This window comes from Arthrobacter sp. 2MCAF15 (genome assembly GCF_052115605.1).
Classification (GTDB): Bacteria; Actinomycetota; Actinomycetes; order Actinomycetales; family Micrococcaceae; genus Arthrobacter.
In genome coordinates this window covers 20,363-41,705 of sequence record NZ_JBFRGZ010000024.1, presented here as the reverse complement: position 1 = coordinate 41,705, position 21,343 = coordinate 20,363, and the positions used below count along the sequence as shown (strand labels likewise).

Genomic DNA, 21,343 nt, shown 5'->3' with positions numbered 1-21,343 from the left:
AAAGGGACCTTCTGAGAGGGACCTTCTGAGAGGACGGTGGCGGCCATGAAAGCAGGCCGGATTGTCATGCTGGTGATCGGCGCGCTGTGCGCGATGCTCGGGCTGGGGCTGCTGGCCGGCGCCGGGGTCGCGGGCTGGGTCAACTACCAGCAGCGCGACGGCAGGTACTTCATCACACAGCCGGCGCCGTTCACCGCCAATTCCTACGCGCTGACCACGCCCACGCTGGACCTCGGCACCGGGGGCGGCATGCGCGACGGCGTCCCGCCGGGTTTTGCGGGCAGCGTGCTGCTCCGTGGTTCCACCACCGATCCCGGCAAGGACATCTTCATCGGCGTTGGGCCGCAGGCTGACGTCGCAGCCTACCTGGCCGGGGTCCGTCACGCCGAAATCGCAAACATCAGGGTCAACCCCTTCCGGGTCCTGTACCGCGATGTGCCCGGCGCCAACATCCCCTCCGACCCGGCGCAGCAGAACTTCTGGGCCGCGACCGCCACGGGCACGGGTGAACAGGACCTCACCTGGGACCTTCGCTCCGGAGACTGGGCCGTGGTGGTCATGAACGCCGACGCGAGTGCCCCGGTAAGCGTGAACCTGCAGGCAGGGGCACGTTCCGGTCTGCTCCTGCCAGTGTTCATCGGCCTGCTGATCGGCGGCCTGGTGATGCTGCTGATCGGAGTGCCGCTGATAGTGCTGGGCGCCGCGGGGCTCGGCCGCGCTGCGGGCAAGGGCGGCCCCGGCAGCGGCGTCCCTCCCGGCCAGCTGCCACCCCAGGCCGGCCAGCCGTACCCGGTGGGCCCGTACGCGCCCGGAACCGCCCCTGGCCAACACAACGTGACTGCCTCTTACAACATGGCTGCGCCGGCAGGCGCCGTAGCCGCCTACGCCGCCGCGCCGGGAACTCCCTATCCGGTGACGCCGGGCGCGACGACAGCCTACGTGTACCCCGCGCGCCTCCACGGCTACCTCGACCCGAACCTGTCGCGCTGGATGTGGCTGGTGAAGTGGTTCCTGGCCATCCCGCACTGCATCATCCTGTTCTTCCTGTGGTTCGCCTTCGCAGTGGTCACGATCGTGGCCTGGTTCGCGATCCTTTTCACGGCGCACTACCCCCGCTCGCTGTTTAACTTCAGCGTCGGCGTGATCCGCTGGAACTGGCGCGTGGCCTACTACGCCTTCAGCGCGATCGGCACGGACGCCTACCCGCCGTTCACCCTGGCCCGCACCGACTACCCGGCGGACTTCGACGTCGACTATCCCGCACGGCTGTCCCGCGGCCTGGTGCTGGTGAAATCGTGGCTGCTGGCCATTCCGCATCTGCTGATTATCAGCATCCTGACGGGGACGGCGAGGGCGTGGGAGTACCGTGACGGCCAGTGGGTTCAGTATGGCGTGGGCATCTCCCTGATGGGGCTGCTGGTCCTCATCGCGGGCGTGATCCTGTTGTTTACGGGGCAATACTGGCGGGGGATCTTCGACCTCCTGCTCGGCCTGAACCGCTGGATCTACCGCGTCATCGCCTACGTTGCCCTCATGCGGGACGAATATCCGCCGTTCCACCTCGACATGGGTCCCGTCGATCCGGGGGACGTGCCCTTGCCCGCCTCCGGAGCTAGTGCCGTGCCTCGTTGACGGCGGTGCCGGGCCCGATCTGATCCAGCGTATATCCGCCCGGGTGCGTGAACAACGGAGTCACGGGAGCCGGTTCAGGTCCAGCTGCTCTTCGGCGGCCAGGAGGAACGTGCGCTCCTGCGCGGTCAGGGTCCCGCCGGAGGCGAGCTCAGCGTCCCAGACCTCGACGATCATCCGGTGCAGCCGTTCCCGGGCAGGCGCGGCGGGGTCGCTTTCGAGGAGGCGTCCGGGATCGACATTGTGCAGGACCCGTTCCCTGATGGGTTCGACGCCGGCGAGGGTCTTGGCCTCCCAGCGGGCCCGGCGTTTGCGTCCGCTCCGGCCTGCCATGGCCGGTATCGTCAGGCCCGCCCCGACCAGGATGACGGTGAGCATTTCCAGGACTCCGATTGCGGCATGGGAGGGCACGGGGACGGCCTCCAGCGCCGGGACCGGGACGGAAAGCAGCCCGATCGTGAACCTGACCATCACGAGCACCCCGACTACACATCCGATGCCGACCATGGTGAACCCGACCTTGAAGGACCGGCGCATTCTAGGGATGTAGCGGAAGCACGCGACGGCGACGCCGCAGCAGACCCATCCTATGAACACGATGAGCACGGTGGAAAACAGGGCGGCGGGGAGTCGCACGTGGTAGGCACCCCAGCTGTCCGTGGTCACCGTGGGGCCCGTCAGGACGAACAACAGCAGTTGCAGGATCAGGGTCCCGGTCAGCGGCAGCGTGCGGATCAGCGCCCGCCGCGTGTCCGGGGGCATGATCGCCTCGAGGACTGCGCACCTGAGATACCAGAGCCCGACGATCATTGAAGAGTGCAGGGCCAGCTTGACGACGTTGGTGCCGCCTATGACGGCATCGACCGTGGCGTACACGGCCGGCGACATCAGCACCGATGCGATCCCGGCGAACACCGCCGCGAGGAACACGGTGTCCCGGCCATTCCGGATCACGGCCGGGATGCGGACAGCGGCGAGAACAAAGAGGACCGCCGCCATCAGGAGCTGGATCATCCGAAGACCGAGCTGAAGTTCCCCGGCTGGCCGCCGGAGCGGTCCTGGGAGCTGCGGATGCGTGCGGCAAGGCGGTCGGCGAGGAGTTCGGCGGTGGCCTCGAGCTCATCGAGGAAATCTGTCCGCTTGAGCGCCTTGACCACCCGCTCCGGGTCGAGGTCCGGGAAGAACGCTCCGGCATATTCGGCAGTGACGGTGTCCTGCTCGTGGCGCAGGATCATGTGGGCGAATTCGTGGAGGACAATCTGCTGCCGATGGACCTCGGAAGCTGCCCGTGCGTGCAGGATCACGTCCATATGGTCAAGCCCGAACCACAGACCGCAGACCTTATCGATGGCCCCTTCGATGGGGTTGATGACGATCTTGCGGTCCCGCAGCCGTTCAAGGTGCCGAAGAAGAGAAGCCAGCGAGACCGGCTCGCTGAGGCAGAGGCCGGCTTCTGCTTCCCGTGCCCGCGAACGGGCGGCGTCGTAATCCATGTACCGAGTCCTTGGCTGTTGATAGAGCGTCAGCGTGGACACGCCACTTCCTGACGGCCAAACCTCGCCAGAATCCTATCAGTGCAGGTCAAAGGGCGGTTAGCGGGTCAAGGAGCACCAACTTGCGGCTTCCCGACGCCGGGGAATCACCGCTGATCCGGATCCTCGCGGGAGAGCTGTTCATCGATCAGGTCCCGGATCTGGAGCAGGGTCTCCGGGGAGAGTCCGTCCAGTTGGCGGGCGGCAAAGTTGCGCACCTTGTTGGCCCGCATCGAGGCGAGCAATTCGAGCTGCGCCTCGACCCGGGGCGGAAGTTCTTCATCCCCGTCGATCAGGTAGTTCTCGCTGACGCCGAAGAACTTGGCCAGGTTCTGCAGGAGTTCGACTTTCTTGACGGCCGGTCCCGAGCCCGATCTCATGTAGTGCCACCTGGCCCGCGAGAGCGGCGTCCCGGCAGCGGACATGGCATCCCGGACGTCATTGAACGTGATTTTCCGGCCCTCGGCCTCGGCGCTGTCCAGGAGGATGTTCAGCTTGCGGGCCAGGGCTAGACCCGGCGCCGAGTTCGGCTGGTCGTCGCTCACAATGGCTTCTTTCATCGGCCGAGCTGCATCAGCCGCGGCTTGTCACAAAACTTCAGGTCGCCAGCGAGTCTAGCAGATTGGACATGTCTAATCTGTTCCGGGTACGCTCAGGGCGAGAAATTGGACGTGTCCAATTACTCGCTGTAGGGGCGGCAGCAATCCGCCCGCATCGTCGTGGTTCGGCCAGGAGTGTGCAATTGGGGGGACACCTGGCCGGGTCCCGGCGTGGCGGTGGTCCCGCCCGTCCTCTTGCCACCGGCCCTGCGCAAGAACATAGTTGAGGGAATTCACGAACTCCGCGGCACTAGGCAGGCGACCATGGTGAACATCGGGATTGAGGAACACGGCTTACTGCACGGCAAGACTGCCCTGATCTACGGCGGCGGCGGGGCGGTTGGCGGGGCGGTGGCCAGGGCCTTGGCGGCCGACGGCGCCACGGTCCATATCGCCGGGAGGACCGAATCGCGGCTGGAGAAAGTGGCCAATGACATCCGCGAGGCCGGAGGCACGGCCGAAACCGCCGTCGTCGACGCCCTGGACGAAGAGCAAGTGGATGCCTTCGTGAACCGGGTGGCGAAGAAGAGCAAGAGGATCGACATCTCCTTCAATGTGATCTCGTTCGGCGACGTCCAGCAGCCGCTCATGGAGATTGATGTGGATGACTTCACCCGGCCCATCGCCCTCGCCGCGCGCACGCACTTCCTCACCACCCGAGCGGCCGCCGGCTACATGGTCAAGCAGCGCTCCGGCGTGGTGCTCATGTTCGGCGGTTCGGGTCCACAGACGATCCCCGGCCTGGGCGGATTCAAGGTGGCGCTGGACGCGATGGAGGGGCTGCGCCGGCAGTGGGCGCTTGAGCTGGGAAAACACGGCGTCAGGGTGGTCACCATGGTCACCGGAGGCATTATCGAAACCATCCCGTGGCAGGCCGAAGGCCGCGAGGAGATCGTGGTGGAGATCGCCAGGGCCGCGCACTTGAACCGCACGGCCACACTGGCGGACGTCGGAAACGTGGCCTCCTTCATCGTCTCGGACAAGGCGGCGGCCATCACCGACGCCACCGTCAACATCTCCGCCGGCGCGATCGTGGACTACTGACGCCGGCTAGGCCACTAGGTTGGCCGCGGCAACATCCATGTGTTCGAGGACTGTTGTGCGGGCCAGTACCGCATTCCCGGTTTCGATCGCCGCGACGATGTCGTGGTGGCGGTCCACGCTCATGTTTTTGACGGCCCGCTCGATCCCGGCAAACATGATCGACATCCGGATGGAGCCCTCAAGGGACTCCCAGGAGTGCAGCAGGGTCTCGTTTCCGGTGAGCCGGCACAGCGTCCGGTGGAACTCGAGGTCGGATTCAATGCGTTCTTCCAGGCTCGCCTCGGCAGCCGCGGCCATGGCATCGACCGCCGAACGCAGGGACGCGATCACAGAGGCCCGGTCCGGCAATTCGCACAGCGTCCGGACCGCGAGCGATTCCAGGGCCGCCCTGACGGCGAAAATGTCCCGGATCTCCTTGCCGTCCAGGTGACGCACGGACAGCCTGCCGCGCGGTCCGGCCGACAGCAGTCCTTCTTGCTCCAGTTGGCGCAGGGCCTCGCGCAGCGTGCCGCGGCTGATCTGGAGCATGTCGGACAGTTCGGTCTCCACCAGATGCCGCCCGGGCTCCAGCTCGCCGCTCGTGATGGCCGTGCGCAAGGCGGATAGCGCCTGCTCGCGGAGGCTCTTCTTTTCCAGTCCGAGAAGCGGGGCTGTTGCTCCGGCCATGGTTAGTCCTCACCGTCAGTGGTCAACTGTTTACAGTTGGTGTGTTAACAGTTGATGGTACGCCACGTGCGCGGGGCCGACGGCAGCCGCCCCCGCGCACCTTCAGCCAAGTTCGGCGAGCACCTTGGCGAGGATCCGCTGCACCGAGAGCCCATACCGTTCATGCAGGGTGGGCAGCGCGCCGGCATCGAGGAATTCGTCGGGCAGGGCCACCGGCACCACCCGTTTGCCCAGGCCTGCTGTGACCACGGCCGAGGCGACGGTCTCGAACAGGCCGCCCACCACACTGTGGTTCTCCAGCGTGACCGCGAGGCGGTCCGTGTTCAGCTCGGCGAGGACTGTCGCGGTGTCGAACGGCTTGATGGTGGGGGCATGGACGACGGCGACGTCCACATTGTGCGCCGCCAGCGCCTCGGCCGCCTGGAGCGCCCGCATGGTCATGAGCCCGCTGGAGACAAAGACGACGTCGTTTCCCCCGCGCAGGACCTTCGCCTTGCCGAGTTCGAAGGTGTAGCCGTACTCATCCAGCACCGTGGGGACATTGCCGCGGAGCAGGCGCAGGTATGTCGGCCCGTCGGTGGCGGCCAGCTGAGGGACTGCCTGCTCGATGTCGATCGAGTCGCAGGGATCCACGATGGTCAGGTTGGGCATGCCTCGGAAGATCGCCATGTCCTCGGTGGCCTGATGGCTTGGGCCGTAGCCGGTGGTCAGTCCGGGGAGGCCGCCGACGATATTGACATTCAGGTTCGGCTCGGCGGCGTCCAGGCACAGGAAGTCGTAGGCGCGCCGGGCAGCGAACACCGAGTACGTCGACGCGAACGGGACCAGCCCGGTCTCCGCCAGGCCGGCCGCGGCGCCGAAGAGCAGCTGCTCGGCCATGCCCATCTGGAAGAAGCGTTCCGGGAAGGCCTGGGCGAAGATGTGCATGTCCGTGTATTTGCCCAGGTCCGCGGTCAGTCCCACGATCTTCTCGTTCTCCTGGGCCGCCTTGACCAGGGCGTGTCCGAACGGCGCGGACGCGGTCTTCTGGCCCGGATCCGCGAAGGAGGCGATCATGGCCGAGGTCTTCAGCTTGGGGGCAGTGCCCTTCAAATCAGTGGCGGTGCTCATCATGCGGCCTTCCCTTTGAATCCTGCAGTCAGCTGCTCGCGGCAGAGCTGCCATTCGTGTTCCTCGATGCGCATGAAGTGCGCCTTTTCGCGGTCCTCGAGCAGCGGAACTCCGCGGCCCACCTTCGTGTCGCACAGGATCACGGAGGGACGTCCGACGGCGGCCGCCTGGGCGGCCGCGTTGTCGAACGCGGCCAGCAGAGCGCCGACGTCGTTCCCGTCCACGCGCTGGGTGTACCAGCCGAAGGCTTCCCACTTCTCGGTGACGGGTTCGGTCCGCAGCACGGTGTCCGTCTTGCCGTCGGCCTGCAGGGCGTTGATGTCCACCATGGCAGTCAGGTTGCCAAGCTGGTGGTGGTGGGCGCCCATCGCTGCCTCCCACGTGGAGCCTTCGTCGAGTTCGCCGTCGGAGAGGAAGTTGTAGACCCGGGCGTCGGAGCCTTGGTAGCGCAGGCCCAGGGCGGCGCCGACGGCGATCGAGAGGCCGTGGCCGAGGGAGCCGCCGGAAATTTCCATGCCGGGGGTGTAGGTGGACATCCCGGACATCGGCAGCCGGGAATCGTCCGAGCCGTACGTCTCCAGTTCCTTGACGGGGATGATTCCGGCCTCGGCGAGGGCCGCGTAGTGGCCGATCGCGTAGTGGCCGGTGGAGAGCAGGAACCGGTCCCGTTCCTCCCAGGCGGGATCCTCGGCGCGGAACCGGAGCTGGTCCGCATAGACAACCGCCAGCATGTCCGAGGCGCCAAGGGCCTGGCCCACATAGCCCTGGCCCTGGACCTCGCCCATGTTCAGGGCATGGTGCCGGATCCGGTAGGCCGCGGCCGAAACACTCTCGACGCGTTCTGTTGGGGTGGTGGTCACGGTTTCCTTGGTCGCGGTCATTTGGGCTTCTTCTGTCGTGGTCATCAGGCGCTCACGTGGGCGGGGGTGTTTTTGGTGGCCTCATCCGCCAGCTGGCGTTCGCTACGGCCCCAGGTTTCGCGGGTGACGACGGCTGCCCAGAGCCCGATTGCGGCGTACGTGCCGAAGAGCAGTGCCGGTCCCATCCAGCCGAAGCTGACGAAGAGCAGGGTGGTGATGAACGGGGTGAACCCGGAGACCATGGCCGAGATCTGGTAGGCCAGCGAGGCGCCTGAGGCGCGGGTCTTGGCCTGGAAGAGCTCCGGGAACCAGGCGCCCTGGGCGCCGGCGAGCGAGTTCTGGCACACGGCGTAGGAGATCACGAGGGTGGCGATGATGAAGATGAAGAGGCCGGTGTTGACCAGGAGGAACATGGGCACGGCGAACGCCACCGCGAAGGCGCAGGACCAGATGTAGAGCGGGCGCCGGCCGATCCTGTCAGTCAGGCGTGCCCAGGCCTGGGTGGCGAAGATGCCGATCGCGGAGGCGATGCAGAGCGCCACGAGGGTCTGGGTCTTGTCGGCCAGATGCTGGCTGTTGAGGTAGGAAATCATGTAGGTGATGGACACGGCGTAGCCTGCGGTCTCGGCAATGCGGAGGCCGATGCCCTTGACGATATTGCGCCAGTCCGTCTTGAGGACCTCGACGATGGGTGACTTCACGATGGCGCCGCTGTCCTTGACCTCGTCGAAGACCGGGGACTCGGGGACCTTGGAGCGGATGACCAGGCCGACGACGACCAGCACGATGCTGGCGAGGAACGGAATGCGCCAGGCGAGTTCGCCGCCGAGCTGGACGCTGAAGAGGAACACGAGGTTGGCCAGCAGCAGCCCGACCGGGAAGCCGGCCTGGACCATACCGGTGTACTTGCCCTTGGACTTCCAGGGGGCGTGCTCGTAGCTCATGAGGATGGCGCCGCCCCATTCCGCGCCGAAGGCCAGGCCCTGGACGATCCGAACGAACACGAGCAGGGCAGGAGCCAGGAGACCGACCTGGCTGTACGTGGGAAGCAGGCCGATCACGAAGGTTGCGACGCCCATCAGGATCAGGGAGGCCACCAGGACGGGCTTGCGGCCCAGCTTGTCACCGAGGTGGCCGCCGATGATGCCGCCGATCGGCCGGGCCGCGAAGCCGACGCCGAGGGTGGCGAACGCGGCCAGCGTTCCCGTCACCGGATCACCGGTGGGGAAGAACGCCGTGCCGAAGTACAGGGCCGCAGCCGTGCCGAAGCCAATGAAGTCGTACGTTTCGATCACTGCCCCGACGCTGGAACCGATCGCGACGCGTTTCGCTTCCTTGGTGCCATGCACCGGGCCCCGCATGGTGAGAGCTTCGTTGCTCATGTCAATCCCTTTCGAAGAGAGCTGCCGGCGCTTCCGCACCAACACTGTCGACTGTTAACAGATGATACGCCAGTGTGACCCGCGCCATAAGTAATTGTCAACAGTCAACTTCAAGGGTTGACTGTTGACAGTCGACTTTGTAGTGTGGTCCCTATCACTACCGCCCTCGGGGCACGACCAGAGGATCAACGACGATGTTCAATTCCCGACTCGGCTGCTCGTCCATCAGCTTCCGTCACCAGGACCTGCCGACCGCCCTGCGGACCATCAGCGGCCTCGGTTTTGAGGAAATAGACCTCGGCGCCCTCCCCGGAGTCTGCGACCACGTCCCCTACGACCTCGACGCCGATGCTGTCGCCGCCGTGACGGCCGACGTCGTCGCCTCCGGGCTGAGGGTCCGGTCCGTCAACGGGGACATAGGGGACCTGAACGCCGTGCTCGACGCCGACACGCAGTCCGCCCGGAACCGGCACTTGGACGCCCTCCTCACCCTTGCGGCCGGCACCGGCGCCAAGGCCCTGGTCCTGCCCTGCGGCGCCCTTGGCCACAACCCTGTCCGCAGCCTCGACGAGGACCTGGACACCGTTGCCGCCCAGCTCATCGCCGCCAAGCGGCGTGCGGACACGTTCGGCGTCGAGCTCTGGACCGAATCACTGCACTTCCTGCGGTTCTGCTGGAACCTGGAGCGCGCGGAGCTGCTGGCGAAGCGGCTGGCCGGCTCCGGCGTCGGGATCGTCATGGATTTCAGCCACATCGTGGCCGCCGGCGAGGACCCGCTGGAATACCTCGAGCGGCACCAGGACCGGGTTGCCCACGTCCACCTGCGCGACGCCGTGCCGGGGAACATCAACCTCAGCATCGGCAACGGCCACGCCGATTTCGCCGCCGGACTGCGCGCCCTCGCGGCCGGAGGCTACACCGGCCACTTCTCCCTGGAACTGGAGACCCGGGACGTCACCCACGAGGAACGCCCCGCCGCGGCCGCCAAGGCCGCCAGCTTCATCACCGACCTCATCTGACCATCGGTTGCTCCGTAACCGCCCTTTTGAACAGTCAAAACGGCGTTTTCGGAGCACTCGATTCCATCAAACAACACACCATGCATATTCAAGGAGCATCATGACCACCATCCAGCGCACCGCCGTCCTCACCGGGGCAACCTCGGACCGGGGCATCGGGATCACCACCGCCCGCCGCTACGCCAGCCACGGCTGGGCCGTGGTGATCCTGGATCTCGACGGCGAGAAGTCCGCCAAGGTCGCTGCGGAGATCGGCAACGAATTCAACGTTCCCGCGTTTGGCCACGAGGTAGACGTCGCCAACGAGGACTCCGTGACAGCCGCGTACAACGCCGTGGCCGCCGAGGTCCGCTCCGGCAGCCTTCCCGCCGTCGGCGCCCTGGCCAACATCGCCGGCATCACCTCCCCGGTGCCGTTCCTCGAAACCACGCTGGACCTCTGGAACAAGGTCATGGCCGTCAACGCCACGGGAACCTACCTTGTCACCCGCGCCTTCCTGCCGGACATGATCGCCAGCGGCTGGGGCCGGATCGTGAACATGTCCTCCGTCTCCGCCCAGCGCGGCGGCGGCGTCTTCGGCAAGGTCCCCTACTCCGCAGCCAAGGCCGCCATCCTGGGCTTCACCAAGGCCCTGGCGCGCGAAATCGGCAGCACCGGCGTGACCGTCAATGCCATCACCCCCGGCGCGGTGGACACCAACATCCGAGTCGGCAGCACTGAAGAACAGGAAGCCGCCATCAACGCCGGCATTCCCCTGGGCCGCAACGCCAGCACCGAGGAAATTGCCGCCGTCATCACGTTCCTGTCCTCCGAGGAATCCGCCTACCTCACGGGAACCACCATCGACATCAACGGCGGAAGCCACATCCACTAGCAGCCACGCCGACCAGACCGAGCGCAGCCGAGAGAGCCCACGATGACCAGAATATTTAACGACCCGTCAGATTTCGCCGAGGAAGCCCTCGCCGGCTTCTGCGACGTCCACGCGAACCTGGTGCGCCAGGTCCCCGGCGGCGCTGTCCGCCGGCACCGGCCCCGCGAGCCGAAGGTGGCCGTGCTGGCCGGCGGCGGCTCGGGGCACTACCCGGCCTTCGCAGGGCTGATCGGCACCGGACTGGCCGACGGCGCCGTCGTCGGGAACATCTTCACCTCGCCATCTGCCCAGCAGGCGTACTCCGTGGCCAAGGCGGCGGATTCCGGCGCCGGCGTTGTCTTCACCTACGGCAACTACGCCGGCGACGTCATGAACTTCGGTATGGCCAGCGAACGGCTCGCCGCCGAGGGGGTCGCAGTGGAGAACGTCCTGGTGACCGACGACGTCGCCAGCGCGCCGCCGTCGGAAGTGGAAAAACGCCGCGGCATCGCCGGTGACTTCACGGTCTTCAAGATCATGGGCGCGGCCGCCGAAGCGGGCGCCGACCTTGCCGAGGTGGTGCGCCTGGGCCGGAAGGCCAACGACCTGACCCGCACCATCGGCAGCGCCTTCCACGGCTGCACCTTCCCCGGCGCCGAGGCTCCGCTGTTCACGCTCAAGGACCGGCAGATGGGACTGGGCCTGGGCATTCACGGCGAACCAGGCCTGTTCGACACGGACCTGCCGCCCGCGAAGGAACTGGGCCAGGAATTCGTGTCCCGGCTGCTGGCCGAAACGCCGCAGGGTGCGGGGGACCGCATCGCCGTTATTCTCAACGGGCTCGGCTCCACCAAGCACGAGGAACTCTTCGTCCTCTGGCTCAGCGTGGCACCGCTGCTTCGCGCCGCCGGCTACACCCTGGTGATGCCGGAAGTCGGCGAACTCGTCACAAGCCTGGACATGGCCGGTGTGTCACTGACCGTGACGTGGCTCGATGACGAACTCGAGCCACTCTGGACCGCTCCCGCCGAAACCCCCGCCTACCGGCGCGGGAACGCCGCCCTCCCCGGCGGCGAGACGGACGAATCGGAGCATGGGGAGGACTCGGCGGCACCGGAGGCTTTCGCCGCGGCAGAGGCTTCCCGCGACTACGCAGGGCACTGCGTCGCCGCTTTGGCGGCGGCCCGCGAGGCACTCCACGACGCCGAGAAGTTCCTTGGCGACCTCGACGCCATCGCCGGCGACGGGGACCACGGGCGCGGCATGGTCCGCGGCATCGATGCGGCCTCTGACGCCGCCGCAGGGGCTGCGTCCCGCGGTGCCGGCGCGGGATCAGTGCTGACCACCGCCGGGGATGCCTGGGCAGATAACGCCGGCGGCACCTCCGGCGTCTTGTGGGGCGCCGGCCTGCGGGCCTTTGGCGAGTCCCTCGGCAACCACCACGCGCCCAGTGCTGCCGAACTCGCGGCGGCGGTGGCAGCCTTTGCCGCCCGGATCGCCGAACTCGGCAAGGCCGACGTCGGGGACAAGACCATGGTGGACGCGCTTGTCCCGTTTACCGGGACTCTCAGCCGGCTGGCCGGCGAAGGGGCCGGCGCGGATGCCGGCTGGACGGAAGCGGCACGGGAGGCCATCGCTGCGGCGCAGGCCACCGCGGCCCTGCGCCCGCTGAAGGGCCGGGCCCGGCCCCTGGCGGAGAAGAGCGTCGGCACACCCGACCCGGGGGCGACGTCCCTGGCGATGGTCTTCACCGTGTTCGGCCCACACCTTGCCGGTGTGGATACTGCCGATGTGAAAATTGCAGGTGCGCAGCAGGCTGCCGGGGCACGCTCATGAGCCCGGCGGCCGGGATCCGGCTCATTGTGGGCGCGGACGAGGCCGGGGTGGACTACAAGGACCAGATCCTCGCTGACCTCCGGACGGACCCGAGGGTGGCAGAAGTCATCGACATCGGCGTCAACCGCGGCGACGCCCCCGAGCAGTTCGCCAAGCCCTACCCGTACGTGGGCATCGCGGCGGGGGAGCTCATCCGGGACGGGCAGGCGGACCGCGCCATCCTGTTCTGCGGCACGGGAATCGGCGTCGCCATTGCCGCTAACAAGGTGGACGGCATCCGGGCCGCCACAGCCCATGACTCTTTCAGTGTGGAGCGTTCGGTCCTGTCCAACGACTGCCAGGTCCTCACCATGGGCCAGCGCGTGGTGGGGCTGGAACTGGCACGGCGGCTCGCCCGGGAGTGGATCGGCTACACCTTTGATCCTTCCTCCGCCTCGGCGGACAAGGTGAAGGTGCTCACCGACTTCGAGGGCTGCTGAGGCGGTGTCCGGGGTCCTCCAAGGAAAGGCGCCTAACATGGGCCCGTGCCGCCCCTTGAAGCAATCCTCACCGCCTGGCAGATCGACTGGGCAGCCGCCGCCCTGATCGGCGGTTCGGCGCTGCTGTATGCCCTTGGCCTCAAATCCGCGGCGGCGCGCGGCCACCGCCATCCCCTGTGGCGGACGCTGGCGTTCTATTTCCTGGGCCTGGGGTTCCTGGCAGTGCTGACGTGCGGCTTTCCGGGCGTCTACAGCGCGCAGCTCCGGTGGGCTTTCACGCTCAAGATTTCCCTGCTGCTGTTCGTGGTGCCGCTGCTGATCGGCCTGGGAAAACCCATTTCGCTGGCCCGCGCGGCCCTCCCACCGCGGGGCGTCGACCGGCTGAACAGAGGGCTCTCACACCGTATGGTGCGGCTGGCCGGCAACTCGATGGCCGCCCCGCTGCTGGGCCTCGCGCTCTTCTCGACCTTCCTCACGCCGGCGTTTTACACCCTCCGCACTGACCCGCTTGCCGGGGCGCTGCTGACCGTCGGGGTTCCGCTGCTGGGCATGATGATGGCCCTGCCGATTATCGAGGAGGCAGACTTCCGCCGGTCCAGCGCGTTCTTCATCGTGGAGTTCGTATTCGTTTTCATTGAGCTGCTGGTGGACGCCGTGCCCGGGATCCTCCTGCGCCTCAACGGCCAGGTCCTCGATCACGTCACCACGACGCCCTCCCCGCTGGGCTGGTTTCCTAACGCCCTGCGGGACCAGCAACTGGCCGGAGATGTCTTGTGGTTCATCTGCGAAATTGTGGATTTGCCCCTGATCATCCTGATGTTCATCCGCTTCTCGCGCAGTGACAGGCGAGAGGCCCGCGGCTTCGATGACCTCACGGATGAGGAACTCGACGAACTAAATGCGGAGCACCTGCGGCGCAGCCGCTGAGCCCCGTGTTTCGGGCACTACTCCAGGTTTCGGGAGCTACTCCACGCTGACCTTGATCCGCTGCACCACATTGTTCCCCATGCCCTGGTAGTTCCACGCCGGTTCCAGCGGCTGCACGGCACCGCTGGCATCGGTGGCACGGCAACTGAGCTCGTGCTCGCCGGGATCGGCCACCCACGGCATCGACCACGCGCACCACGCGAACGGCGCGGCCGGGTGCTCCAGATGGGCCGGGGCCCATTTTCCGTCAATCCCGACGTCGACGCGCTCCACACTGCCCTGCCCGGACCACGCCCGGCCGGTCAGCATCACCGGTCCGCGGGGCAGGACCCTGTTCCGGGTGAAGAAATCCGGGATGCCCGGAGGAACCATGAGCGAGCGGACCTTGATCCAGGAGACCGGGGTGCCGAGGTCCTCGGCATCCTGCTGGTAGCGGTACGCCACGGACTGCTGGAAGCCGTCGAAGGGCTTGGTCAGGACCTTGATCGAGGAAAGCCACTTTACGCTCGTCATGCCGTACCAGCCGGGGACCACCAGCCGGAGCGGATAGCCGTGCTGCGGCGGCAGGTCCGCGCCGTTCATCTGGTAGGCGAGCAGCACGTCGGGCCGCAGGGCCTCGCTGATCGGCAGGCTCCGGGCGAAGTGCTGGGCGACGCCGCCCTGAACGCCGCTGTCCGCCCCGGTGAAGAGCACCTCCACGGCGTCCTCGTCCACGCCGGCCTGGGTCAGCAGGTAGGCGAGCGGGACGCCGGTCCACACCGCGGTGCCGACTCCCTCCAGGATCCAGGGTTGGCTCAACGGGCGGGGCCGCAGCAGGGACCGGCCGTTGCCGGCGCATTCCAGCGTGACCGGGAGGCTGATGCTCGGTGCCCGGCGCAGGGCTCGCAGGCTCAGCTCCACAGCCCGCTGCACCGCGCCGCCGAGCTGCAGATGCCAGTGCTCGACGTCGATGAACGGGATGTCGAAGTGGGTGAGCACATAGTGCAGCCCGGGTGGGGTGGTATCGCTCCGCAGGGCCTCCAGCGGCATGGAATGATTCCGCACGGCAAGCTGGAGCTCGTCCGTGGTCAACGGGCCATAGCTCGGCTCGCCGGAATGTGGGGCGAGTTTCCGGCCCTGCCGGCGCGGGCTCTTCAGGACGGCGGAGTGGCGGGACATTTGCTTTGGCATGGCCTTGCGATTCTTCTCCGCACCGGCCCGGTGCTGGCCGGTGTCACCTGGAATCAGGTCTACGCCGCAGCCCGGAAACCGTCAACACCGGGACTGGCCGGCCTGTCCCGGGCTGGCCCGCCCTGTCGTGTCCGCCGCGCGGGCTACAGTGTGTGCGCCTCCGCGAGGAACTGCTCCAGGCCCAGCGGTTCGCGGCCGGTTAGCTCATGCACGGCGGAGGTGGGGCCAGCCAGCTCGCCGGCCGCGATGGCCGTGTACGTGCTCACCCAGGCGTCCACCTGCCACGGCGGCGCCCCGTAGGAGGCGCGGGACGCGTAGGCCTCCTCCAGGGTCTCGTTGTGGAAGGTGATGGCCCGGCCGGTTCCGGCGGTCAGGAGTTCCGCGCCGCGGGCCAGCGAGATGTTCTCCGGGCCGGTCAGGTTGTAGGTCCGTCCCACGTGCAGGGCAGGGTCCCGCAGCACGGTGAGGGCCGAACGGGCTATGTCCGCCCGCGCCACGGCCGCCATGACGCCGGTCCCGGCGGGGCCGCGGATGACGCCGTCGTCACCGGCCAGCAGCGGCAGGAAGTCCAGGTAGAAGTTGTCCCGCAGGAACGTGTAGTCCATGCCGGAGGCCTTGATGCGCTCCTCCGTCGCGAAGTGGTCCCGGCCCAGGGTGAACGTGCAGCCCGGCCCCGCACCGAAGAACGAGGTGTACACGATGTGCTGGACGCCGGCCGCTGCCGCCGCATCGATAAAAGCGTAGTGCTGCTGCAGCCGGTCCTCGGCCTCGGCCGCGGAGACCATGAACAGCGTCTTCGCCCCCGTCAGCGCCGCCTTGGTCCGCTCCTGGTCCGCGTAGGTGGTCACGAACGGGACGGCGCCCTCGAGCTCGGGCGCCCGGGCGGCGTCCCGGACCAGGAGCCGTTGTGGGCTTCCGGCCGCGGCCAGCAGCCTGGCCACCACACCGCCCAGGTTGCCGGTGGATCCGGTGACGGCGAGCTCGGGCACGTTGGGCATGGGATTAGGCCTCGCGGGAGGCGGGTGATTTGGTCTGCGCGGGGTCGCGTTCGGCCAGCGAGCCGATGACGGAATCGATCTTGTCCATGATCACCGAATCCAGCTTCACGCCCGCTGCTGCGACGTTCTTCTCGATCTGTTCCGGCCGGGACGCACCCATGATTGCCGAGGCCACGTTCTTGTTCTGCAGCACCCAGGCGATGCTGAGCTGGGCCATGGTCAGCCCGGCCTCCTCCGCGATCGGCTTGAGTTGCTGCACGCCGGTGAGGACCTCGTTGGACATCCAGCGCTCGATCATTCGCGAGCCGCCCTTGGAATCTGTTGCGCGGCTGCCTTCGGGAGCAGGCTTGCCCGGGTGGTACTTGCCGCTCAGCACGCCCTGCGCCATCGGGGACCAGACGATCTGGGACAGGCCCAACTCTTCCGACGCCGGAATCACCTCGGCCTCGATCACCCTCCACAGCATGGAGTACTGCGGCTGGTTGGAGATCAGCTGGAATCCCAGGTCCTTGGCGAGGGCGTGGCCGTCGCGGATCTGGTTGGCCGTCCACTCGCTGACGCCGATGTACAGGGCCTTGCCCTGCCGGACGATGTCCGCGAAGGCCTGCATGGTCTCTTCCAGCGGCGTCTCGTAGTCATAGCGGTGCGCCTGGTAGAGGTCCACGTAGTCGGTCTGCAACCGCTTCAGGGAGCTGTTGATGGATTCCATGATGTGTTTGCGGGACAGGCCAAGATCGTTGTGTCCTTTGGGCCCGGTGGGGCCGAACACCTTGGTGAAGACTTCCAGGGATTCCCGGCGCTCGTCCTTCAAGGCTGCGCCCAGGACCGTCTCCGCGGCCGTGTTGGCGTAGACGTCSGCCGTATCGAAGGTGCTGATGCCGGCGTCGAGCGCGGCMCGGACGCACTGGGTGGCGACGTCGTTCTCCACCTGGGAGCCATGGGTCAGCCAGTTGCCAAAGGTGATTTCTGAAATCTTGAAGCCGCTGTTCCCGAGGTATCTGAATTCCATGGGTTCCAACGTAGCGGACTTGCCTGCCCGGGGTAAGGGCTCAGCCGGCTTTGCGCTCCTGGGCCGGCTGCTTGGCTTTCGTGGTCGGCAGACCGCGCAAGGACACGAGCGAGCCGGTGTCCAGCAGGGATTTCGCGGCGGGCATGGCCGGCTTCTTGAAGGCCAGCGGGATCGCGCCGAGGGTTCCATTGGTGTCCGTGGCCGACTCCACGAGGGCCGAGACTTCCGTGATGTCCCGGGCCGATGCGGAAGGGTTGGGCAGGTCCCGGACCTTGACGCGGACGGCCGGTCCGGCTTCGGCCTTGGCCCTCGCGGCGGCGCGGGCATCTGCCCGGGCCACGGCGGCTGCCCATTCGGGCGACAGCTCCGGTTCCTTCTTGCTTGCGTTCCGGGTGGGGCGGCGCGGTGTGGTCATCCTGGCCGGGACCGCGGGCTTCGGTGCCTTGGCCGGTTCGTCCCGCGTCGGCAGTTCCCGCGGCCGCTCGTCCCGTACCCCGGGACCACCGCTGAGGAGCCCGGTGAAGGCCAGGACAACGAATGCCGCGAGCCGGCCGATCCCCGCGAGCACGAGGGTGGCGGCGAAAACCATGAAGAGGCCAAGGAACATCACGAACGCCACGCCGAGGGTCCCGAAAAAGGTCAAGTTCAGCGCAATGGTTGTTGGATCTTCCATGTCACCTCTCCTTGCCGGCCTGCTGCAGCGGGTTCCCGGCCGCAAGCATGTGGCGGGGCAGGAGCCGCTCTTAACAATACGTACTTTTCGGCCGCCCCGCGCCGCCCCGCGCGGTCCTGGCGAAGATGTGTCAAAGCCGTTATCCGCCGGCGGGGCGCGCCGCCGCCGGCAGGGCGTCTATAGTCAAAACACAGCCCCGCCGGCGTCGTCCGGCCCGCCGGAAGGACACCTTGTGACGCACGCCGCAGCCGCCGATTCCGACCCCGCGGGCACGTCTGTCGCTGGCAGTTCCGGGAGTGGTTCCGCCGCCGTGTACCAGGGGAACTGTCCGTGCCTGTCCGGCGAGCAGTATGCCCAGTGCTGCGGCCGTTTCCATCGCGGGGAAGCCGACGCGCCGACGGCGGAGCAGCTCATGCGGTCCCGGTACAGTGCCTTCGTGGTGCTGGACGCCGAATACCTGCTGCGGACGTGGCATCCGGACACGAGACCCGCTGAACTGGAGTTGGATTCGGGCATGCAGTGGCGCCGCCTGGACATCCTGTCCACCGGCCGCGGCGGCCCGCTGGACACTGAAGGCACAGTGGAATTCGCGGCGCACTTCCGGCACGACGGCGAACGCGGCGTGCAGCGCGAAACCAGCCGCTTTGCGCGGGTGGACAGGCGCTGGTACTACGTCGACGGCGTCGTGTCCGCCTGATCGTCCACCGGTGCCGGGCTGAAACCCGCCTTGTCCACCCTGCGATGGAAGCGCATGCCCGCGAGGCCGCCCAGTACGGCACCAACCAGGGCGACGGCGGCCACGACCACCGCCGCGATGATGCTCATGGTGTTCAGTTGGCCCTCGTTGACCGGGATGCGCGGGAAGCTGTTCAGATTGGCCAGGATATTGAAGCGCTGCCCGGCGACCAGGCCCAGCACCGCGACCACGATCGCTGCGATCAGGGCCCAGATCCAAACCATGAAGCCCTGCCTGGCGCCGTTGAAGCGGGCCATCCGCCCGGCCACATACCCGCCGCAGTAGTAGGCGACCAGGAGGATCACCAGCAGCACGATGATGCCGGCCAGCCCGATCGTCTGGTTGTTGGAGGCCTGGTTGACGGCGTCGTTCACGTCGGTGTTGGTGGCAAGCCCGACGGCGGTGCCGCCGGCCGCGACCAGCGCGGTGAGCAAGACGGCCGTGCCGGTGGCGGCCAGCCAGCCGAAGAACGCCGAGCCGACCTGGATGCCGCCGAACTGTTCCTTCTCACGGGCCACGACGGTTTGGCGGGTCGGGATCTCGTCGACAACCGTATCGCCGGCACGCGTGTCACGGACAGACGCGTCGCGGACGGGATCATCGTGGCGGACTGCCGTCACCGGCGCGGTTGCGCCTTCCGCCTGCGTGGTGTGGCGTGTCGTTTTGTCGTCGGGGCCTGCGGTGCTGCTCATGCGGACTGCTCACTTTCGCCGGATGCCCGGCACCGTAGGGGTGACGGTCTCCCGTAAACCTAACCATGGCCGATTCCGGTTAGCAAGGGTGCTTATTATCGGCTGTGGCGGTCTCGCGGGGTCCGTTCAGCGGTATTTGCGGTGCAGGTCCTCCCGGACGGAGGGGCGCCGGCTGGCGTCCGCGATCCACGGGCCGGTCCCTTCTGACTGGTCAAGGACCCCGGCCTCAAGCCAGGCATAGTCGCCGGCGAGGGTTTGGCGGGCCAGGACGTGGTCGGCGTCGTCGGTGTTCCGCCACAGCCGGTCGAAATATTCGTCCACGCGAACGCGGGCCTGTTCGCAGTAGGCCTCGGCGAGTTCGTATGCGGAGGCCCCGCGTTCGGGATGAGTCCGCAGCAGCATCTCCGCTCGGGAGCAGCACGCGGCCATGGCAAACAGCTCGGCGCCGATGTCCACAATCCGGCCCAGGAACGCCTGCTTGTGCTCCAGCTTCGCCTGCCAGCGGCCCATGCCGTAGAACGTCTGCCGCGCCAGGCGCCGGGAGGAGCGCTCCACGTAGCGCAGCTGTTTGGCGAGCCGGCCGAAGTCGCTGTAGGACCGCGGATCCATGCCTGCGCCGGCCACGAGTTTGGGCAGCCACTTCGCGTAGAAGCCGGAGGCGCCGACGGCGGCCTTCGCCTTGTCCGAGAGGCGGGCGTCCTCCGAGGCGAGGTCTCCCGCTGCCGCCAGGTGTGCGTCCACGGCCTCACGGGCGATCAGCAGCTTCATGATTTCCGAGGACCCCTCGAAGATCCGGTTGATCCTCATGTCGCGGAGCTGCTGTTCCGCGGCGACGGCTCGCTCGCCGCGGGCCTCGAGTGAATCTGCGGTTTCAAAGCCTCTGCCGCCGCGGATTTGCACGAGTTCGTCGGCGATGAGGCAGCTGATCTCCGTGGACCACAGCTTGGCCAGGGCCGCCTCGATCCGGATGTCCTTCTGCCCGGCGTCGGCCATTTCCGCGGAGAGTTCAAACACGGCGTCCAGGGCGAAGGCGCTGGCCGCGATGAAGGCGATTTTCTTGCTGACGGCCTCATGCTGGCCGATCGGCCGACCCCACTGCGTGCGGGCGTTGGACCATTCGCGGGCGATCTTCAGGCTCCACCGACCCGTGGCGACGCACAGCGCGGGGATCGAGAGCCGGCCCGTGTTGAGTGTGGTGAGGGCGATCTTCAGGCCCTGTCCTTCCCGGCCCAGCCGGTTGGCGGCCGGGACCCGGACCTGATGGAAGCGGGTGACGCCGTTTTCGATCCCGCGGAGCCCCATGAAGGTGTTGCGGTTTTCCACGGTGATGCCCGGGGAGTCCATTTCCACCACGAACGCGCTGATGCCGCCTTTGTGGGCGGTGCCGTCCGCGTCGGTGTGCGGCGGCACGAGGGCCATCACCACGACGAGTTCGGCGATGACGCCGTTCGTGGTCCATAGCTTGACGCCGTCCAGGACGTACGACTCGCCGTCGTCCGAGAGGACGGCGGTGCTGCCCATCCGGGCGGGGTCGCTGCCGACGTCGGGCTCGGTCAGCAGGAAAGCGGTGATGGCTCCGGCGGCGCAGCGGGGCAGGTATTCCCGCTTCTGGGCAGCAGTGCCGAAGACCTTGACCGGCTCCGGAACGCCGATGGACTGGTGCGCGGACAGCAGGGCGCCGAGACTTGGGTGCACCGAGCCAAGCAGGGCCAGTGCGCGGCCGTAGTAGACGAGGGTCAGGCCCAGTCCGCCGTATTCGCGGGGAATCTTCATGCCGAACGCGCCGAGCTCGGCGAGCCCCTTGAGATAGTCGTCCGGGATCCGGTCGTCGCGCTCGATGGTGCGCCCTGACATCGTGCGGCAATAGTCGGTCAGCCGGGACATGAACGCCTCGCCGCGTTCGACGTCGTCGGCGGGGGCCTCGGGCCACGGGTGGATCAGGCTCAAATCGAAGCTGCCAAGGTAGAGGCCCTTCGCGAAGCTGGGCTGCTTCCAACTGGTCTCGCGGGCGGCTTCGGCAATGGCGCGGGCGTCGGCGGCCGTGGCATCGGAGCCGATGTGGCCCGGAGCCCCGGCGGTCTCTGGCGCATCCGTCCCTGGTGTTGGGGTGCCGGGTGTTGGGGTGGTGG

The 21,343-nt window shown here is 67.4% G+C and carries 21 protein-coding genes; 8 read left to right on the top strand and 13 right to left on the bottom strand.

Going from position 1 to position 21,343, the window contains the following annotated elements:
- The first annotated feature begins 45 nt into the window (after positions 1-45).
- Positions 46-1,632 carry a DUF4389 domain-containing protein gene (locus tag AB4089_RS20560; RefSeq protein WP_441411121.1) on the top strand — a complete coding sequence of 529 codons (1,587 nt, stop codon included), beginning with the start codon at positions 46-48 and terminating at the stop codon, positions 1,630-1,632.
- A gap of 60 nt (positions 1,633-1,692) precedes the next feature.
- Here the strand turns inward: AB4089_RS20560 and AB4089_RS20555 are convergent, their stop codons facing one another.
- From AB4089_RS20555 to AB4089_RS20545, 3 genes are all read right to left on the bottom strand, one after another.
- The gene (locus tag AB4089_RS20555) at positions 1,693-2,643 is read right to left on the bottom strand and encodes a hypothetical protein (protein ID WP_441411120.1); all 951 of its coding nucleotides are present in this window, start codon (positions 2,641-2,643) and stop codon (positions 1,693-1,695) included.
- Positions 2,640-3,122, bottom strand: coding sequence for a hypothetical protein (locus AB4089_RS20550; protein ID WP_441411119.1), 483 nt, complete (start codon positions 3,120-3,122; stop codon positions 2,640-2,642). The genes AB4089_RS20555 and AB4089_RS20550 overlap by 4 nt, the downstream gene beginning before the upstream one ends.
- 146 nt (positions 3,123-3,268) lie before the next feature.
- Entirely contained in the window at positions 3,269-3,706 is a 438-nt protein-coding gene (locus tag AB4089_RS20545; RefSeq protein ID WP_441411118.1) for a hypothetical protein, read from the bottom strand.
- Positions 3,707-4,024: 318 nt separating this feature from the next.
- Here AB4089_RS20545 and AB4089_RS20540 point away from each other — a divergent pair, with 318 nt between their 5' ends.
- Positions 4,025-4,804, top strand: coding sequence for an SDR family NAD(P)-dependent oxidoreductase (locus AB4089_RS20540; protein WP_441411117.1), 780 nt, complete (start codon positions 4,025-4,027; stop codon positions 4,802-4,804).
- 6 nt (positions 4,805-4,810) lie between these two features.
- Here AB4089_RS20540 and AB4089_RS20535 read toward each other — a convergent pair whose 3' ends face one another.
- The 4 genes from AB4089_RS20535 to AB4089_RS20520 form a co-directional block, all read right to left on the bottom strand.
- Entirely contained in the window at positions 4,811-5,470 is a 660-nt protein-coding gene (locus tag AB4089_RS20535) for a GntR family transcriptional regulator (protein WP_441411116.1), read from the bottom strand.
- Between the two features lie 102 nt (positions 5,471-5,572).
- Positions 5,573-6,580: a transketolase family protein gene (locus AB4089_RS20530; RefSeq protein ID WP_441411139.1), complete on the bottom strand. Its 1,008-nt coding sequence runs from the start codon at positions 6,578-6,580 to the stop codon at positions 5,573-5,575.
- Positions 6,580-7,461: a transketolase gene (locus tag AB4089_RS20525; protein WP_441411115.1), complete on the bottom strand. Its 882-nt coding sequence runs from the start codon at positions 7,459-7,461 to the stop codon at positions 6,580-6,582. Before AB4089_RS20525 ends, AB4089_RS20530 begins: the two co-directional genes overlap by 1 nt.
- Before the next feature lie 23 nt (positions 7,462-7,484).
- Positions 7,485-8,822, bottom strand: a complete 1,338-nt coding sequence (locus AB4089_RS20520; protein WP_441411114.1) for an MFS transporter — start codon at positions 8,820-8,822, stop codon at positions 7,485-7,487.
- 194 nt (positions 8,823-9,016) lie between these two features.
- On the opposite strand from AB4089_RS20520, the gene AB4089_RS20515 reads away from it, so the two are divergent.
- The 5 genes from AB4089_RS20515 (at position 9,017) to AB4089_RS20495 (ending at position 13,936) form a co-directional block, all read left to right on the top strand.
- Positions 9,017-9,841 (top strand): sugar phosphate isomerase/epimerase family protein, encoded by an 825-nt coding sequence (locus tag AB4089_RS20515; protein ID WP_441411113.1) that lies wholly within the window; start codon positions 9,017-9,019, stop codon positions 9,839-9,841.
- 100 nt (positions 9,842-9,941) lie between these two features.
- On the top strand, positions 9,942-10,715 hold the full coding sequence (locus tag AB4089_RS20510) for an SDR family NAD(P)-dependent oxidoreductase (RefSeq protein ID WP_441411112.1): 774 nt from the start codon (positions 9,942-9,944) through the stop codon (positions 10,713-10,715).
- 42 nt (positions 10,716-10,757) lie between these two features.
- Complete coding sequence (locus AB4089_RS20505; RefSeq protein WP_441411111.1) at positions 10,758-12,530, top strand: dihydroxyacetone kinase family protein; 1,773 nt, start codon at positions 10,758-10,760, stop codon at positions 12,528-12,530.
- Positions 12,527-13,009, top strand: coding sequence for an RpiB/LacA/LacB family sugar-phosphate isomerase (locus AB4089_RS20500; RefSeq protein ID WP_441411110.1), 483 nt, complete (start codon positions 12,527-12,529; stop codon positions 13,007-13,009). The genes AB4089_RS20505 and AB4089_RS20500 overlap by 4 nt, the downstream gene beginning before the upstream one ends.
- A 45-nt stretch (positions 13,010-13,054) precedes the next feature.
- Positions 13,055-13,936 carry a cytochrome c oxidase assembly protein gene (locus AB4089_RS20495; protein ID WP_441411109.1) on the top strand — a complete coding sequence of 294 codons (882 nt, stop codon included), beginning with the start codon at positions 13,055-13,057 and terminating at the stop codon, positions 13,934-13,936.
- Positions 13,937-13,972: 36 nt separating this feature from the next.
- On the opposite strand, the gene AB4089_RS20490 is transcribed toward AB4089_RS20495, so the two are convergent.
- The 4 genes from AB4089_RS20490 to AB4089_RS20475 all read right to left on the bottom strand — a co-directional run bounded on the left by AB4089_RS20490 (position 13,973) and on the right by AB4089_RS20475 (position 17,786).
- Entirely contained in the window at positions 13,973-15,094 is a 1,122-nt protein-coding gene (locus AB4089_RS20490) for a sulfite oxidase (protein WP_441411138.1), read from the bottom strand.
- 155 nt (positions 15,095-15,249) lie between these two features.
- Entirely contained in the window at positions 15,250-16,104 is an 855-nt protein-coding gene (locus AB4089_RS20485; RefSeq protein WP_441411108.1) for an SDR family oxidoreductase, read from the bottom strand.
- A 4-nt stretch (positions 16,105-16,108) separates the two neighbouring features.
- Positions 16,109-17,113: an aldo/keto reductase family protein gene (locus tag AB4089_RS20480; RefSeq protein WP_441411107.1), complete on the bottom strand. Its 1,005-nt coding sequence runs from the start codon at positions 17,111-17,113 to the stop codon at positions 16,109-16,111.
- Between the two features lie 40 nt (positions 17,114-17,153).
- Positions 17,154-17,786 carry a hypothetical protein gene (locus AB4089_RS20475; protein ID WP_441411106.1) on the bottom strand — a complete coding sequence of 211 codons (633 nt, stop codon included), beginning with the start codon at positions 17,784-17,786 and terminating at the stop codon, positions 17,154-17,156.
- A gap of 310 nt (positions 17,787-18,096) precedes the next feature.
- Between AB4089_RS20475 and AB4089_RS20470 the strand changes: the two genes are divergently transcribed.
- Entirely contained in the window at positions 18,097-18,483 is a 387-nt protein-coding gene (locus AB4089_RS20470; RefSeq protein ID WP_441411137.1) for a YchJ family protein, read from the top strand.
- Here the strand turns inward: AB4089_RS20470 and AB4089_RS20465 are convergent.
- Together AB4089_RS20465 and AB4089_RS20460 are read right to left on the bottom strand one after the other, a co-directional pair.
- The gene (locus tag AB4089_RS20465; RefSeq protein WP_441411105.1) at positions 18,456-19,214 is read right to left on the bottom strand and encodes a hypothetical protein; all 759 of its coding nucleotides are present in this window, start codon (positions 19,212-19,214) and stop codon (positions 18,456-18,458) included. The two genes, AB4089_RS20470 and AB4089_RS20465, sit on opposite strands and share 28 nt — an antisense overlap.
- Positions 19,215-19,340: 126 nt before the next feature.
- On the bottom strand, positions 19,341-21,272 hold the full coding sequence (locus tag AB4089_RS20460; RefSeq protein ID WP_441411136.1) for an acyl-CoA dehydrogenase family protein: 1,932 nt from the start codon (positions 21,270-21,272) through the stop codon (positions 19,341-19,343).
- Positions 21,273-21,343: the final 71 nt, after the last annotated feature.